Genomic DNA, 16,946 nt, shown 5'->3' on the forward strand with positions numbered 1-16,946 from the left:
TGGCGCAGTCCGAACTCCAGCTAATTTCTTGTCAGCAGGGGTGTATGACCAGAGTGTAGATGCAGAAGTATATCCCGCTATGTAACCGCTTATTCCGGTTTCGGGCATTGAACGAAAGCCCGAAAGGTGGGTTTAAATTGGTATTGGTCAGCGGAAATAAATAAAAAAAATGGAAAAAATTGGATTTATATTTGACCTGGACGGTGTTATTGTAGATACTGCCGGTTATCATTACCTCGCTTGGAAAAACCTGGCAGATGAACTGGGTATCCCTTTTGATGAAGAAGCGAATGAAGCTTTTAAAGGAGTCAGCCGTAAACGCTGCTTACAACAACTGTTGTCTATGGGGGATATGAGTGTGTCCGAACAACAGTTTGAAGCCTGGCTGATCTCTAAAAATGAAGACTATTTGTCGTATATTGAAGGCATGGATTCTTCAGAGATCCTTCCCGGGGTCATGAAAGTCCTGGATTACCTCAAAGAGCGAAAGATACCTATGGCTTTAGGCTCTGCCAGCAAAAATGCCAGGGCTATCCTGGCCAAAGTAGGTCTTACAGATTATTTTGATACGGTGGTAGATGGTAAAGCTGTTACCAAGGCAAAGCCTGATCCGGAGGTATTCCTGATCGCGGCAAAGGAACTGGGGGCCGAAGCACGGTCTTGCGTGGTTTTTGAAGATGCCCTTGCGGGCATAGAAGCTGCTAATACTGCAGGAATGACCAGTGTTGGTATAGGTCATCCTGATATCCTGACGGAAGCCGACTATAATTTTAAGGATTTTACAGAAATCGAATTAGCATTTATAAAAGAATTAATACAGAAGTTATGAATCAAGATTACATCATTGCAGATGCATGGTCCATTATAGAAGAGGGATTTGACAAGGAAAGAGTAAAATCTTCCGAAAGTCTGTTCAGTATGGGGAACGGTGCCATGGGGCAACGTGCCAATTTTGAGGAGAATTACAGTGGCCCAACTTTCCAGGGAAGTTATATAGGCGGAGTTTATTACCCCGATAAGACTCGCGTTGGTTGGTGGAAGAACGGTTATCCGGAATATTTTGCAAAGGTGATCAATGCTCCGAGCTGGATCGGGATCCAGGTATTTGTCAACGATGAGGAATTAGATCTGAACAGCTGTACTTCTGTAGATAATTACAAGAGGGAACTTAATATGAAGGAAGGTTGGCATAGACGAAGCTTTGAAGCTACTATGGCTAATAAGACAAAGATTTCTGTTAGGGCTACGCGTTTCCTGAGTATGGACCTGGACGAAGTAGGAGCAATCAAGTACGAACTTACCCCGCTTAGCGGTGATGCCAATATTAAATTTATTCCCTACCTGGATAGCGGTATCACCAACGAGGATACTAACTGGGATGACAAATTCTGGAATACGACCGAAGTACTTTCGGAAGCTCCGCAGGCCTTTATCAAGGCTCATACCATGAAAACGAATTTTGATACCTGCACTTTTATGGAGTGCAGTCTTGAGTATGATGGAAAGTCAGTTAGCCAGGAACCGGAGGAAAAAACCGAAGAAAAATGGGTGGGCCATACCTATACCCAACAAGCGGAGAAAGGTAAAACAACAGTGCTGTATAAGTTTGGTGGATATACCGTATCCCGAAATCACAAGCCGGGGGAATTGGTGTCTGCAGCAAAATCCGTGTTAAAACAAGCGAAGGCAGCCGGCTTTGAAGCGATGTTGGAACAGCAGAAGGAAGCTTGGGCATCGATATGGGAGATGAGTGATATCACCATTGAAGGCGATGTAAAGGCGCAACAGGGGATACGCTTTAATATATTCCACCTTAACCAAACTTATACCGGGAAGGATTCCAGGTTAAACATCGGGCCTAAAGGATTTACCGGCGAGAAATACGGGGGAAGTACCTATTGGGATACCGAAGCCTATGGCCTTCCTTTCTATATGTCTACCAAAGATCAACTGGTAGCGAGAAAACTGCTGAAGTACCGTTATAATCACTTGCAGAAAGCGATAGAAAACGCAGCTAAACTCGGATTTAACAACGGCGCTGCGCTATACCCCATGGTGACTATGAACGGGGAGGAATGTCATAACGAATGGGAGATCACCTTTGAAGAAATCCACAGGAATGGCGCGATCGCATATGCAATTTATAACTATTATCGTTATACCGGGGATTACAGCTACATCCCGGAAATGGGCCTAGAAGTCCTTATCGGGATAGCGAGGTTCTGGCACCAGCGTGCGAGCTATTCGGAGCAGAAAAAGAAATATGTTATCCTTGGCGTAACGGGGCCGAACGAATATGAGAATAACGTCAACAATAACTGGTATACCAATTATATCGCAAAGTGGTGTATCAACTACACCCTGGAACAGTTGCAGAAGGTAAAAGACGGTTATTCTGATGATTACGAAAGGATCACGGGTAAAACCAAGCTGACTTCAGCAGAAACTGACAAATGGAAAAAGGTTGCAGACCATATGTACTTTCCCTATTCCGAAGAAAAAGGAATTTACCTGCAGCAGGACGGGTTCCTGGATAAGGAATTAATCACCGTGGCAGACCTGGATAAGAAACAGCGACCAATTAATCAGAAGTGGAGCTGGGACCGTATCCTGCGTTCGCCTTATATTAAGCAGGCAGACGTTTTACAGGGCTTCTATTTCTTTGAAGATCATTTCAGCGAGGAGGAATTAGAAAAGCATTTCGACTTCTATGAACCATTTACCGTTCACGAGTCTTCTTTATCCCCATGTGTTCATAGTATACAGGCGGCGAAACTGGACCGAATGGAACAGGCTTATGCTTTTTACCTCAGGACATCGAGGTTAGACCTGGACGATTACAACAAAGAAGTTGAGGAAGGGCTGCATATTACTTCTATGGCCGGAACCTGGATGAGTATCGTTGAAGGGTTTGGGGGCATGCGGATCAGGAATGATAAATTATCTTTTGCCCCGAAGATTCCCGAACAGTGGAAATCGTATTCCTTTAAGATCAATTTCAGGGACAGGATTTTAAAAGTTCATGTGGATAAGGATAAAACGGTATTCACCCTAGACGCAAAAGAGGAAATGTCTTTACGCCTTAATGGGCAGAAAGTAGTGCTTCAACCGGGTACCGCAACGGAAGTTCAATAGGCGAATAAATAAAGCTTATATGGAGCAAGGTTCAATTTTGTCTCGTAAATGCAGCATTAGTTATGTTTTATTTCTATTGGTTGTAATGTCAGCAAGTGCTCAGGAAATTCGTGTTGAGCCTCCCAATTGGTGGGTGGGATTTAAGGACAGTGAGTTGCAATTGATGCTGCATGGCCCTGATGTCGGTAGTTTTGATGCTGTGATAGAGGGTTCAGATGTGACCCTTATCAAAGCGCAGGCAGCTGATAGTCCTAACTACCTTTTCCTCGATCTTAACATTGGTCCGGGGGCCAGGGCAGGGAAGATTGATATCGTCCTGAAGAAGGGTAAGGAAGAAATCCGGCTGCCTTACCTGTTAAATGAGAGGGTAAAACCTGCCGAAGATTATGTAGGCTTTGATAGTAGTGATGTTATTTACCTGATTACCCCTGACCGATTTGCTAATGGGGATCCTTCCAATGACAAGGTTAAAGGTCTTAAGGAAACTAAGGTGGACCGCAAGAATGACTACGGCAGGCACGGTGGTGATATACGCGGCATTATCAATCACTTGGATTATATAGATGAAATGGGTTTTACTGCGATCTGGTCTAGTCCATTGCTTATCAATGATATGCCCAATGCTTCATACCACGGTTATGCAATGACAGATTTTTACCTTGTAGATCCACGTTTTGGAACATTACAGGAGTACAAAGAACTTGCAGAAAAGTCTTCGGAGCGGGGCATAAAACTCATCATGGACCAGGTGGCTAACCATATCGGGGTGGAACACTGGTGGATGAAAGACCTCCCTTTCAAAGACTGGATCCACTACCAGGAGGGTTTTGAGAATGGGGAAAAAATCCCGGTGACCAATCACCGGAGGACAGTTAACCAGGATCCTTACGCCGCTAAGGCAGATGTAAAACTCATGGACAATGGTTGGTTTGTCACATCCATGCCCGATCTGAACCAGGATAATCCTTTTATGGCCACCTATCTAATCCAGAACAGCTTGTGGTGGATAGAAACTCTGGGCCTGGGTGGTATCAGACAGGATACTTACCCCTACCCGGATAAGGAATTTATGTCTGAATGGGCCGGCAGGATCATGACAGAGTATCCCAATTTTAATATAGTTGGAGAAGAGTGGAGTTATAATCCGCTATTGGTGGGATATTGGCAATCCGGGTCATCGGCCTCCGGGGATTACGAATCTAATCTGAAAACTACGATGGACTTCCCCTTGCAGCAAACCCTTGTTAATGCCTTAAAACAAGAGGAAAGCTGGGATAAAGGATTTAATACCCTTTACGAGGGACTAGCCAATGATTTCTACTACCACGATCCAAAATCAATAATGATCTTTGGGGATAATCATGACATGGACCGTTTGTACACACAGCTGGATGAAGACGCTGTTCTCACAAAAATGGCCCTGGCCTATATATTAACAGTGCCTAGAATACCCCAGCTGTATTACGGGACAGAAATACTCATGGAGAACAGCGCGAAGCCGGGCGATCATGGCCTAATCAGGACCGATTTTCCGGGTGGATGGAAAGGAGATAAAGTAAATGCCTTTAACGGGCAAGGATTGAGTGATGAACAAAAGGATATGCAGCAAACCCTAAAGAAGTTATTGAACTTCAGGAAGGGAAACCAAGTGCTGCACCAGGGTGAAACCAGGCACTTTGCACCCGAAGATGCTGTATATACACTTTTCCGGACCATTGGTGATCAGGCAGTAGTCCTGTTCCTGAATAAAAATGATTCGGCGGTAAAAATTCCACTGCAACGATACTCTGAAATGGGATTGAAGGGGAAGAAGGCAAAAGATGTGATCAGTGGGGAGGAGTTCATTTGGAATGATGTGCTTCAACTCGACGAAAAAGGATTCTTATTACTCACTTTATAATTCGCTGCTTTTGTACAAAACATTTGTAAGTTTATTAGTATTCCTGACGGTATTGTTCGCTTCCTGCCGCCCGGAAAATCGGAAAGAGGAAGCTAAAGGGATCAGTGCTACTATGGAGAAGGAACATAAAATTGTCATTTACCAGGTTTTTACCCGTTTATTCGGAAATACCAATACCACCAATAAACCTTGGGGAACACTGGAGGAGAACGGGGTAGGAAAGTTCAGTGATTTCACTGAAAAAGCACTTGCAGAGATCGTAGACCTGGGGGTAACCCATATTTGGTATACCGGGGTACCTCATCATGCCTTAGTAACAGATTACAGTGAACATGGGATCTCATCTGATGATCCTGATGTAGTTAAAGGTAGGGCCGGTTCACCATATGCGGTGAAGGATTATTACAACGTTAACCCGGACCTGGCCGAAGATCCCGCTAACCGCCTTCAGGAATTCAAAGATCTTATCGGTCGTACTCATGACGCTGGATTAAAATTGTTAATTGATATTGTGCCCAATCACGTGGCCAGGTTTTACGAGGGGAAAAGTACACCTGAGGGCTCACAGCCTTTTGGGGCAAATGATGATACCTCAGTAGCTTACAGCAGGGATAACAATTTTTATTATTTACCGGGACAGGAATTCCAGGTGCCAGACGGACGAGGGAGCTATAGACCCCTTGGCGGTGAAAAGCACCCTGCAGCGGATGGAAAATTCCGGGAGGTTCCTGCAAAGTGGACCGGCAACGGGGCCCGGAAACCAAAACCTGACCTGGACGACTGGTATGAGACCGTAAAAATCAATTACGGGGTCAGGCCTGATGGTGGTATCGAGTTTGATACTCTCCCGGAGGGATACGAGCACAAGGATCACCGGGAGCATTACCAGTACTGGGAAGGAAAAGATGTACCTTCTTCATGGATAAAATTCAGAGACATTGCTCTTTACTGGCTGGATATGGGCGTTGATGGCTTCCGTTTTGATATGGCAGAGATGGTTCCGGTCGCCTTTTGGAGTTATTTGAACTCGCACATAAAGCACAAGAATCCAGAGGCTGTACTTTTGGCTGAAGTGTATAATCCGGGACTCTACAGGGATTATATTCATAAGGGAAAAATGGACTATCTCTACGATAAGGTAGAATTCTATGACAGCCTTAAGCATATTATGCAGGGACATGGATGGACGGATCATATGCCGGTGGTGGTGGATGGGCTTAAAGATATTGAGCATCATATGCTTCATTTCCTGGAGAACCATGACGAGCAGAGGATTGCCAGTCCGGACTTTGCCGGAGATGCCCAGATCGGTCGACCGGCAATGGTGGTTTCGGCAACCATGACCACTTCGCCTACCATGGTATATTTTGGCCAGGAGGTTGGAGAACCTGCGCGTGAACATGCCGGTTTTGGAAGACCTACCAGAACTTCGATCTTTGATTATATAGGGGTTCCGGCTCACCAGCGGTGGATGAATGATGGAAAGTTTGACGGGGGCCAGCTAAGCCAGGAGGAAAAGAAACTCAGGGACTTCTATAAGCGATTATTGAATTTCACCATCCAGAGTAAAGCGTTGATGGGAGCTTACAGGGATATTCATTACTATAACCGTGACAACACGGAGAATTATAATTACAGGGTGCTGTCTTACGTAAGGTACAAGGATGATGAGAAGCTGATCATAACTACTAATTTTGATACTGCTACTACCCATCGTTTTAACCTGAAGCTACCCCCGGAGCTTGTTCAGGAATGGGGGTTGGAAGAGGGTAATCTAAAATTATCAGAACAGCTGTATGGCGAAATGCAAAAAACATTGAGGGTTAAGGATGGTAAAGCAGATGTGGACATTATCCTGAAACCCCTCGAATCCTTTATATTTAAGGTCGGGGAATAAAAAAACCCGGTGTTTACCGGGTTCTCTAGGTGTATTACGATTTTTAAGCTGCTTTAGGTGCTGTTTTCTGGTATACCAGGCCAATAACGGCGCCAACAATTCCATAGAAGACAATATTGATGATCGCTTCTACAATGGTGCCTGTCATGTCCATGATCTCCGTTGTTGCAAACCACAATAATCCCAGGCCAAACCCGGTAAAAACTCCGATCCACGCTCCAAATTTGAAGCCGCTACCCGCACTGGGAGCTGCGTGGGCATAGGTGCCGTAGATAGTGCTTAAGGCAAAGGCCGCGATAAGATTGGCCAAGGCGATTAATCCTATGTTCATAGGGTCTTTCGAAACATCGGCAAGCGTGTGTTCCGCATAGAAATCAACGGTGGCAAATCCCCAGATAAGGTAACCCAATAAAAAGGTAACCAGGAAACCGGCCAGAGTGGCCAGTAAATTCTGCTTAGAGAACATAATAATTGGTTTAGTTGGTTAATAATAAATTAAATGTATGAAAATAAATTTAACATATTCTCACTCAGAATCAATATTATTAAGAATATCATAATCTTAAACAAAAAAATGCTACTTATATTGATCGTAGAGAATTCATTTGCATATTGTATTTTTGACCCTGCCGGGTTACTATTACACCTGTTATACGGACTAATACAATAGCGCATGTTTACACGCAAATTTGCAAGGAATTTCCCTTTTAAGATTTTACTGATTTCCCTACTTTTTTTAAACTGCAACACCAAAGATCCCATGATGATCATAGGACATAGAGGTGCCATGGGGCACGAAACCGAGAATTCACTGGCTTCTATTGAGAAAGCTATGGAACTTGGAGTGGATATGATCGAAATAGATGTTTTCAGGATTAAAAGCGGTGAGATCATGGTATTTCATGATGACAGGCTTGAACGCCTGACCAACGGAGCAGGAGATATAGAATCTTATTATTTCGTTGAGCTCAGACGTCTTGACGTGGAAGGAGGTCATAAGATACCTATGCTGCAGGAAGTCTTAAGGACAATAGATCATAAGACGAAATTGAACATAGAATTAAAGGGCACCAATACGGCCGGACGGGTTAATTTTATCATGGAGAACTATATCGAGAAGCAGGGCTGGAAGCTCGAGGATTTCCTGATCTCCAGTTTTCGATGGGATGAATTAAGAGAAATGCGCAAGAACAATCCTGATGTAGACATTGCCGTGCTTACAGATGGGGATCCTGAGAAAGCTATTGAAGTAGCCAGGGAACTTAACGCAGTGGCTATAAATCCTCACTATAAAAAGTTAAAGGACACCAATGTAAAAGCTATTCACGATGCTGGATTTAAAGTTCTTACCTGGACGGTGAATGAGCCTGAAGAGATTGACCGGATGAGAGAACTTGGGGTGGATGGTATCTTTACCGATTTCCCGGAAAGGGCTCGCTGATGTATGATGTAATTGTCATCGGTGGGGGTGCGGCTGGTTTTTATGGTGCGATCCATGCGGCTCGACAACGACCCGAATTCCGTGTGCTAATCCTGGAACGCAGTAAACAGGTTCTTAGTAAGGTGCGCATATCCGGGGGTGGCCGTTGTAATGTTACCCATGCACAATATGATCCTAAGGCATTAGTAAGACATTACCCGAGGGGGAATAAAGAGTTATTAGGTCCTTTCTATGGGCATTCATGTGGTGAAACACAAGCCTTTTTTGAGGAGCTTGGGGTAGCCCTGAAAACGGAAGAAGACGGTAGGATGTTCCCGGTAACGGATTCTTCACAAACGATCATAGATTGCCTGATGGGCGAAGTGAGCAGGCTGGGGATAGAGCTCCACCGGAGCGCAGGGGTGCAGCATATTGAGCGATCAGCTATTAAAAACAATGAGGATTCAGGGTATTGGGCAGTAAGGACCAGTGATCAAACCTATATGGCGAAAAATATCCTCGTAGCAACTGGAAGCAGTCCTAAAATGTGGGAATTACTCCAGGGGTTAGGTCACCGGATTATTCCTCCCGTTCCATCTCTCTTTACATTCAATATCAAAGATCCCCGGATAGAGGGGATTCCCGGTATCAGCACCCAGGCCATAGTAAAAGTGGTTACTGCCAATAATATTCCTAAAGGTTCCGGACTTGAGGCCGAGGGGCCTCTCCTGATTACTCATTGGGGGTTAAGTGGACCGGCTATCCTCAAATTGTCAGCTTGGGGAGCAAGAATATTACATGAACTCGATTACCATTTTAAGATCGAGGTAAATTGGTTGCCCGGTCATTCACCTGCAAGCCTGGAAAAGTTATTGCTGGATCAGAAAGCGGTTAGCCCGAGGAAAGGCATTCAAAAATTGAATCCCATCGATATACCCAAGCGCCTATGGTCGCGCCTGGTAGCAGGTGCGGGAATAGGCCCAACTCTTAACTGGGCTGAACTCAGTAAACAACAGCTGCAAGATCTAAGTGGACAAATACTGCGAAGTGAATTTGATGTAAGGGGAAAAAGTACTTTTAAGGAGGAATTCGTTACCGCCGGAGGTGTAGATCTTAAGGAGATCAATTTTCAGCGTTATGAAAGTAAAATACATCCCGGGCTTTATCTGGCAGGAGAGGTTATCAACGTGGATGCAGTTACAGGGGGCTATAATTTTCAAAACGCCTGGACCGGTGCGTACCTTGCTGCCATGGCTATATCCGAAACCTGAAGACTTAAGTGATCAGCAGCGCTAATACCGCAGCCAGGGTGCCGCCAATTATAGGTCCGATCACCGGTATCCATGAATAACTCCAGTCACTCGTCCCTTTATCCTTGATGGGTAAAAGTGCATGCATGATCCGTGGACCCAGGTCACGCGCCGGATTAATAGCATAGCCGGTAGTACCCCCAAGAGAGAGGCCTATACCCCATACGGTAAAGGCTACAGGGATGGCTCCTAAGGAACCAAGTCCTATCAGGGTGTCTGTAGAGGTTATGGTAGCATCCGTAAAAAACAACACCGCGAATATCAGTACAAAAGTGCCTACAACTTCACTAAGTAAATTGTATTTGGTGTTCCTGATGGCCGGGATGGTTGAGAAAACCCCCAATTTAGTGGATTTGTCTTCTGTGATTTCAAAATGATTTCTATGCATCAACCATACAAGTCCACTACCGGCCATGGCGCCAAATAGCTGGGCCAGAATGTATAGGGGAACATCCATCCAGGGAAAGAGACCAGCTACAGCAAGTCCAACAGTTACAGCCGGGTTAAGGTGAGCGCCACTGTGTGGTGCAGCAACCACAACACCAATGTATACGGCAAAGGCCCAAGCTGTAGTGATGACGATCCAACCTGAGTTCTGTCCTTTGGTACCTTCAAGGATGACATTGGCAACAACCCCACACCCTAAAAGTATCAGCAGGAAAGTCCCCATAAATTCGGCAAGTAATGGATGCATTCAGATTTGGTATTAGTTGGTTAATGGTAGATCTTAAATGTAGCAGAATTTTTGATTACTTCATAATACGCAGCATGGATGAGGACATTAATTATTATATTAACTCCCCAGAGAACATCCTTATGCCCAATTATGTCGCCTTGCTGAGAGCGGTAAACGTCAGCGGAAAGAACAGGTTAAAAATGAAAGAGCTCGCTGCAAATATGGCCGTAATGGGAGCGCAAGGGGTGCAAACCTATATTCAGAGTGGTAACCTGGTCTTCAGGCATAAATCTTCCGATGTACAGGAATTAAAGTTGGCCATGGAACAGTTGATCCTGGATAAACACCAAGTAAGCACAGTGGTAATGATATTTACTGCTGAGAAGTTTTGTAAAATTTCAACATCAAATCCTTACCTTAATAATCAGGAGATAGACGAAAAACAGCTGGGAGTGGTCTTTCTAGAGGAAAGGCCCGATTCCGGGGCTATAGAGCTACTTAAGCGTTCAGATTTTGAAAATGAATCCTTTGAAATTCACGATACCCATATTTACCTGCATTGCAGGAGGGGGTTCGGTCGTGCCGTAGTAACCAACAATTTCCTCGAAAAGCGCCTGGGAGTGAAAGCGACCACACGAAATGCCAGGACTGTCAGAACGTTATCGGGCTTTGTGAGGGCAGAACCGGGTTAACTTAGTTCAGCATCCAGATGCGGTAATTAAGAACAGTAGCAAAGCATACCCAGAGGAAGTAAGGGACCAGGAGTAATGCGGCTGTTTTACTTACTACTTTGAACCATTTATAGGTAAGCGCGATGAAAACCAGAAGCAGCAAAATGACGATAAGCCCACCCAGTGGGTTCATAAAACCAAAGAAGACTATACTCCAAAGCCCGTTGAGAAGAAGTTGAAATATAAAATGATAGAGAGCCGTTTTCACCCAAAGGTGGTGGAAACCTTTAGACCAGACCATACCGGCTGAAATGCCCATTAAAATATAAAGAATCGTCCAAACAGGGCCAAACACATAGTTGGGAGGATTAAAAGAAGGTTTGTTCAGTCCTGCAAACCAGTCGCCCACAGATGATTGCGTAGCGTAACCCGAAAGAAATCCAATCAGCAAGCAGACACTTACCGAGACAAGAATATATATCAATTTTTTCTTCATAGATTTTGCCGGATCTTCCGAACTAAATTAGGAAATATATTTAATTAGATAGAGACGAAAATATTGCATGCATTATATTTGTCGGGGTATGAAGGAAAATGATTTCACAGGGAAACTCCCTAATCATGAATTGCCGGGGGGCTCCTTTAATTGGAAGGCTCCAAGTAACATAGCATTAGTAAAATACTGGGGGAAGCGTCCACCGCAGATACCGGCAAATCCCTCGGTCAGTTTTACCCTGGATCATTGTGCAACTCGCACTAGTCTGCACTTTGTGCCCATGGAATCCACTTCCGGGGAATTCCATTTTACAATATCATTGGATGGAAAATCCAGTGATAGTTTTCGTCCCAAAATTCAGACTTTTTTAGAACGGATAGAACCTTACCTCCCTTTCATCAGGCAGTATTCTTACCGTATAGAAACCAGTAATTCTTTCCCACATAGTAGTGGTATTGCCAGTTCGGCCAGTGGTATGGCTGCTTTGTCTCTTTGCTTTCTTTCTATGGAAAGAGCCCTTTTTCCTGCTATGGATGAAGACTATTTTAGGAAGAAAGCCTCATTTCTCTCCAGGCTGGGGTCGGGTAGTGCCAGCCGTAGTACGGAAGGTCCCCTGATGCAATGGGGATACCATACAGCCATACCCGGAAGTTCTGATCTTTACGCCGTAAACTATCCATTCCCTGTACACGATATATTTAAAAATTTTCAGGATACTATATTATTGGTTGACAAGGGTAAAAAACAGGTAAGCAGTACTGTAGGACACGAGTTGATGCATCATCACCCTTTTGCTGAAAATCGTTTCAGGCAGGCAGCTGAGAACCTGGTAAAATTGGAGCCTGTTTTTAGAGAAGGCAATCTGGAACAGTTTATCAACATAGTAGAATCTGAGGCGCTCAGCCTACATGCTATGATGATGACCAGTAGCCCTTATTTTATGCTGATGAAACCTAATACCCTGGAAATCCTGAATAGGATCTGGGCGTATAGACAAGATACTGGTAGTCCTGTTTGCTTTACCCTGGATGCAGGAGCTAACGTACACTTACTGTATCCTGGAAATATTGAAGAGGAGGTTAAAAAATGGATCGAATCTGAACTGGCGCGGTTCTGCGAGGGCGGCCAATATATCCATGACCGCGTAGGGCTGGGAGCCCAGCCATTTTAAATTGATGGTTGCGGTAATTACTTGAAATTCACCTTCAGGTTGGTGGCAGATGTATACTGCACAATATAGGTAAGCAGGGCGTATAAGAATGTTGTCATACCTGTCATTTCAAGGAATTCTTCAATGGTGTAGTAGATGGCATAGGTGTAGTTTTGTTCACCCATCAATTGACTTTGTTTACCTCCAAGCATTTCCATTCCCAGGGAACCGGAAAGAAACAGGATACCTGACAAGAGGAACAAGAATTGAATCTTACGGGGCAGGCGATACATAAATGGAAGCAGGACTATCCCGAGGATAACGAGGAGGATGCTATACGGAATAATCCAGGCGTAGTACAGGTAACCGGATAAGTCGAAATTCTCACGCATTAATGGGATTAACCTTTCGTGGATGGAGGCTGTCTCATCCATGGCCAAAAATAGAAATACCCCAGAGAGGATCAGCCAGGATTTCCTGCTTTTACTCTCTTTTTCCAGGCTGTTATAGATGTAAAATAAGACTGCAGAACACAATAAGATCAAAAGGGTTGAAAATAAGGTGGGAATATTAGCTTCGGTATTAAAGTCGAATAATTCACCTAAGGACAGAATAACCCTATTCTCTGAATTCAGTTTGGAAACAATGGAGAATAAATTACCGATTGAAAGTAAAATGGTAAACCCCAGCAAGTACTTTAGGATGTTGTATGGGGATAGATTTACAGACATGGAAGGTTAAGATTGGTAGCATAAATAACGTAATTATGTGCAAAATCTTATCAATAAATCGATGAACTGGATTTTCAATATGATAAACAACTCAAGGGCAATGACTTAGGTGTGCCTGATTTGTCCTCAGTTTTTTGAAAACTTTAGGACTACTTTGTTCCGGATTTGGCCTAATTCGTTGTACGAAGCATATTTAGTCGTATTTTTGTAAAGTAATATGACCAGTTCTACCATGAAAGGACCCCTGTTTTACTCAAAGATCCTGCTCTTCGGAGAGTATGGGATCATTAAGGATTCTAAAGGTTTATCCATACCCTATAATTTCTTTAAGGGGGCACTAAAGACGGATGAAAACCTTTCTGAAGCAGCTAAGAAATCCAATGACAGTTTAAAGAATTTTGCGAAATACCTGGAAAACCTTCAGCAGGAAGAATCCGACCTGGTAAGGTTTGATATGGATTCCCTCAGAACTGATATCGCCGGCGGGATGTATTTTGACAGCTCTATCCCACAGGGATATGGCATAGGTAGTAGTGGCGCACTGGTAGCTGCTATTTATGATAAGTACGCCTTGGATAAGATTACGGTTCTAGAGAATCTTACCAGGGAGAAACTGGTACAGCTAAAAACCATATTCGGAAAGATGGAATCTTTCTTCCACGGGAAATCCTCAGGGCTTGACCCTTTGAACAGTTACCTGAGCTTACCCATATTGATCAACTCGCAAGACAATATAGAATCTACCAGTATCCCTTCTCAGAATCCTGAAGGAAAGGGAGCTGTATTCCTTTTAGATAGTGGGATCACGGGCGAAACCGCACCAATGGTCCAGATCTTTATGGAGAAGATGAAACAGGATGGTTTCCGAACTGTTTTAAAAGAACAATTCATTAAACACACAGACGCCTGTGTTGAAGATTTTATAAGTGGAAATGTCAAGAGCCTTTTCGGCAATTTGAAACAACTTTCCCGGGTAGTCCTGAACCACTTTACGCCTATGATCCCGGAAGAGTTTCACACCTTGTGGAAAGAGGGCATAGAGTCTAATGCTTATTACCTGAAATTATGTGGCTCCGGGGGAGGCGGTTATATTCTTGGATTTACCGAGGACCTTGAAAAAGCGAAAGCTGCACTTAAAGGGCATCGCCTGGAAGTGGTTTACAACTTCTAAGGAGCGCCATGCTTAGCAGAAAGAACAAACTACTGCTATTAAAAGCATTAAGCCTTTTCTCTATCGTCAGGGGGTATAACATCCTGATGATCGCACTGGCCCAATACTTAGCATCTATTTATATCCTGGCACCGTTTCTTCCTGTGAAACAGGTTATTTTTGACGGTCAATTATTTGCAATTGTCGCTGCTTCTGCGCTGGTGATCGCAGCTGGGTATATCATCAATAGTTTCTACGATTCTGAAAAAGACCTGATCAACAAACCCAGGAAAAGTATGCTGGACCGCCTGGTGTCCCAGCGGACGAAATTAAGCGCTTATTTCGTACTCAACTTTATCTCGGTGTTCCTTGCCAGTTACGTGTCGTTCAGAGCCGTAGTATTCTTTTCAGTGTATATTTTCGGGATTTGGCTCTACTCGCATAAACTAAAGCGTCTGCCGTTTATCGGAAACTTTATATCCGCTATGCTCGCCATAGCACCCTTCTTTGCCGTATTTGTATATTATAAGAATTTTGACAGCGTCATTTTTGTGCATGCACTTTTCCTTTTTCTTTTGATCCTGGCCCGAGAAATGATCAAGGATATAGAAAATATTTCCGGCGATATGGCCCAGAATTACCGTACGGTACCCATTATTTACGGGATGCGATTCTCTAAAATATGTATCAGTATTCTAATCCTGGTCACCTTACTGCCTGCCTTATTACTGATCACCAGGTTCGAGGTAGGCTTAATGTATCTCTATTTCATGGCCAGCGTGGTTTTTTTGATCATTTTCCTGTTATTTCTTTGGAAGTCCGTGACCAAAAAACATTTTATCTACCTGCATAACATCCTGAAATTTATAATCGTTTTGGGGGTATTCAGCATCTTGCTTATCGATGTAGACCTCGTCCTTAGCAGGTTCTTCTGATTATCCCTGGTTTTTGTTAATACAGCAATTAATTTATCCTCGCTATATATTGCAGACAGCCCTATTTTCCTACCTTTGCCAAAATATTGTTTATGAGCAGTTCAGAATCAAATTCAGGTCGAAAACCAGCTTCTAAAGGGAAGGGAAAATTCGGCGATAATAAATCAAAGCGAAGGGAAGCACCCGGTGGAAAGTCCGGGAGCAAATCCAAGAAAAGCTTTGGAGAAAGATCGGCTGCTGGAAAAGGAGGGGAGAGGCCATACCGGAAACCAGGGCAAAGGCCGACGGCTTCCAAAAAATCGGCTCCAAAACAAAGTAAGGATCCCAGCCTTATCCGTCTGAATCGCTATATCGCTAATGCAGGGATTTGTTCCCGCCGTGAAGCGGATACCTATATCGCTTCCGGAAATGTAACGGTGAACGGGGAAACCATTTCTGAAATGGGCTACAAAGTGAAGCCCGGAGACGAGGTGCGCTTTGACGGGAGGTTACTTAACCGGGAGAAGAAAGAATACGTCTTGTTGAATAAGCCTAAGAATTTTATCACTACTACCAGTGATGAAAAAGGAAGACGGACCGTAATGGAGCTGATTTCTAATGCTTCAAAAGCCCGACTCTTACCTGTAGGCAGGTTAGACAGGAATACAACGGGACTTTTGCTTTTCACCAATGATGGTGATCTGACAAAAAAACTTACCCACCCTAAGCACGAAGTTCGCAAGATTTATCACGTAGAACTCAATAAGAACCTTACTGCAGCAGATCTAAGAAAAATTCAGGAAGGCCTGACCCTTGAAGATGGACCTATAGAGGTTGATGATGTTTCTTATGTGCAAAATGCTCCGAAAAAAGAAGTAGGAATTCAGATTCACAGTGGGAGGAACAGGATTGTCAGGAGGATTTTTGAACACCTGGGGTACGATGTTGTAAAGTTAGACAGGGTTGTTTTTGCAGGTCTTACGAAGAAGGACTTGCCCAGGGGACATTGGAGGAACCTGACAGAGCAGGAATTGATCAACCTGAAAAATATAAATTAAATCTTAGGCTACACTGCTGTTTAAGAGACTGCCAACATTCTTCCAGAATTGTCGGGAGACTATGGTGGTATCATAATTGGGCTTGGGGTTTAAGTAGAAATTCTGCAAGGCCAGTCGCACGTAATAGAGCTGTGCATTTTCCCCGTATACATTTTCAAAGGCCATATCCCATTGATCAAATTCTCTGTGTTCGGTTGCACCGTAAGATAATAACTGGATTTTTGTATGCCTGGGGTCTTTGGTGATCTTATCATATAAGTTCAGGACCTGTAACTGGGGACCTTCTAAATACTGTATGAATTCACCGTTGTGATATAAAAGACAACCCGTAATGCCATGGTTAGAGTTGTAAGCCCTCGCTCTTTCCAAAAGCACATCAATATCCCTGAAGTTGAATAAGGGGGTCGCAACTGATTTATATACAAGGGAATACATATC

General features: G+C 43.9%; 16 protein-coding genes. 11 read left to right on the forward strand and 5 right to left on the reverse strand.

Going from position 1 to position 16,946, the window contains the following annotated elements:
• The first annotated feature begins 169 nt into the window (after positions 1-169).
• The 4 genes from pgmB (at position 170) to PP178_RS06405 (ending at position 6,932) form a co-directional block, all read left to right on the forward strand.
• Positions 170-829 carry a beta-phosphoglucomutase gene (gene pgmB, locus PP178_RS06390; protein WP_272593477.1) on the forward strand — a complete coding sequence of 220 codons (660 nt, stop codon included), beginning with the start codon at positions 170-172 and terminating at the stop codon, positions 827-829.
• Positions 826-3,135 (forward strand): glycoside hydrolase family 65 protein, encoded by a 2,310-nt coding sequence (locus PP178_RS06395; protein WP_272593478.1) that lies wholly within the window; start codon positions 826-828, stop codon positions 3,133-3,135. Before pgmB ends, PP178_RS06395 begins: the two co-directional genes overlap by 4 nt.
• Positions 3,136-3,220: 85 nt before the next feature.
• The gene (locus PP178_RS06400) at positions 3,221-5,035 is read left to right on the forward strand and encodes a glycoside hydrolase family 13 protein (protein WP_272593479.1); all 1,815 of its coding nucleotides are present in this window, start codon (positions 3,221-3,223) and stop codon (positions 5,033-5,035) included.
• A gap of 10 nt (positions 5,036-5,045) precedes the next feature.
• Positions 5,046-6,932 carry an alpha-amylase family protein gene (locus PP178_RS06405; protein ID WP_430974695.1) on the forward strand — a complete coding sequence of 629 codons (1,887 nt, stop codon included), beginning with the start codon at positions 5,046-5,048 and terminating at the stop codon, positions 6,930-6,932.
• Positions 6,933-6,975: 43 nt separating this feature from the next.
• Here the strand turns inward: PP178_RS06405 and PP178_RS06410 are convergent, their stop codons facing one another.
• On the reverse strand, positions 6,976-7,398 hold the full coding sequence (locus PP178_RS06410) for a hypothetical protein (protein WP_272593480.1): 423 nt from the start codon (positions 7,396-7,398) through the stop codon (positions 6,976-6,978).
• Positions 7,399-7,692: 294 nt separating this feature from the next.
• Here PP178_RS06410 and PP178_RS06415 point away from each other — a divergent pair, with 294 nt between their 5' ends.
• The gene (locus tag PP178_RS06415) at positions 7,693-8,373 is read left to right on the forward strand and encodes a glycerophosphodiester phosphodiesterase (RefSeq protein WP_272593481.1); all 681 of its coding nucleotides are present in this window, start codon (positions 7,693-7,695) and stop codon (positions 8,371-8,373) included.
• Positions 8,373-9,623 carry an NAD(P)/FAD-dependent oxidoreductase gene (locus tag PP178_RS06420; protein ID WP_272593482.1) on the forward strand — a complete coding sequence of 417 codons (1,251 nt, stop codon included), beginning with the start codon at positions 8,373-8,375 and terminating at the stop codon, positions 9,621-9,623. The genes PP178_RS06415 and PP178_RS06420 overlap by 1 nt, the downstream gene beginning before the upstream one ends.
• Before the next feature lie 4 nt (positions 9,624-9,627).
• Here the strand turns inward: PP178_RS06420 and PP178_RS06425 are convergent, their stop codons facing one another.
• Positions 9,628-10,356 (reverse strand): MIP/aquaporin family protein, encoded by a 729-nt coding sequence (locus PP178_RS06425; RefSeq protein ID WP_272593483.1) that lies wholly within the window; start codon positions 10,354-10,356, stop codon positions 9,628-9,630.
• On the opposite strand from PP178_RS06425, the gene PP178_RS06430 reads away from it, so the two are divergent.
• Positions 10,347-11,030 carry a DUF1697 domain-containing protein gene (locus PP178_RS06430; protein ID WP_272593484.1) on the forward strand — a complete coding sequence of 228 codons (684 nt, stop codon included), beginning with the start codon at positions 10,347-10,349 and terminating at the stop codon, positions 11,028-11,030. The two genes, PP178_RS06425 and PP178_RS06430, sit on opposite strands and share 10 nt — an antisense overlap.
• A 1-nt stretch (position 11,031) precedes the next feature.
• On the opposite strand, the gene PP178_RS06435 is transcribed toward PP178_RS06430, so the two are convergent.
• Entirely contained in the window at positions 11,032-11,505 is a 474-nt protein-coding gene (locus PP178_RS06435) for a TspO/MBR family protein (RefSeq protein ID WP_272593485.1), read from the reverse strand.
• Between the two features lie 88 nt (positions 11,506-11,593).
• Here PP178_RS06435 and PP178_RS06440 point away from each other — a divergent pair, with 88 nt between their 5' ends.
• The gene (locus PP178_RS06440; RefSeq protein WP_272593486.1) at positions 11,594-12,676 is read left to right on the forward strand and encodes a diphosphomevalonate/mevalonate 3,5-bisphosphate decarboxylase family protein; all 1,083 of its coding nucleotides are present in this window, start codon (positions 11,594-11,596) and stop codon (positions 12,674-12,676) included.
• Between the two features lie 17 nt (positions 12,677-12,693).
• Here PP178_RS06440 and PP178_RS06445 read toward each other — a convergent pair whose 3' ends face one another.
• Complete coding sequence (locus PP178_RS06445) at positions 12,694-13,386, reverse strand: hypothetical protein (RefSeq protein ID WP_272593487.1); 693 nt, start codon at positions 13,384-13,386, stop codon at positions 12,694-12,696.
• Positions 13,387-13,618: 232 nt separating this feature from the next.
• On the opposite strand from PP178_RS06445, the gene PP178_RS06450 reads away from it, so the two are divergent.
• From PP178_RS06450 to PP178_RS06460, 3 genes are all read left to right on the forward strand, one after another.
• Entirely contained in the window at positions 13,619-14,557 is a 939-nt protein-coding gene (locus PP178_RS06450) for a mevalonate kinase family protein (protein ID WP_272593488.1), read from the forward strand.
• Positions 14,558-14,565: 8 nt separating this feature from the next.
• Entirely contained in the window at positions 14,566-15,471 is a 906-nt protein-coding gene (locus PP178_RS06455) for a geranylgeranylglycerol-phosphate geranylgeranyltransferase (RefSeq protein WP_272593489.1), read from the forward strand.
• Between the two features lie 92 nt (positions 15,472-15,563).
• The gene (locus PP178_RS06460) at positions 15,564-16,508 is read left to right on the forward strand and encodes a pseudouridine synthase (protein ID WP_272593490.1); all 945 of its coding nucleotides are present in this window, start codon (positions 15,564-15,566) and stop codon (positions 16,506-16,508) included.
• Between the two features lie 3 nt (positions 16,509-16,511).
• Here the strand turns inward: PP178_RS06460 and PP178_RS06465 are convergent, their stop codons facing one another.
• Positions 16,512-16,943: a BLUF domain-containing protein gene (locus PP178_RS06465; protein WP_272593491.1), complete on the reverse strand. Its 432-nt coding sequence runs from the start codon at positions 16,941-16,943 to the stop codon at positions 16,512-16,514.
• Between the last annotated feature and the right edge of the window lie 3 nt (positions 16,944-16,946).

The sequence above is a fragment of the Zeaxanthinibacter sp. PT1 genome, from assembly GCF_028464225.1.
Classification (GTDB): Bacteria; Bacteroidota; Bacteroidia; order Flavobacteriales; family Flavobacteriaceae; genus Zeaxanthinibacter.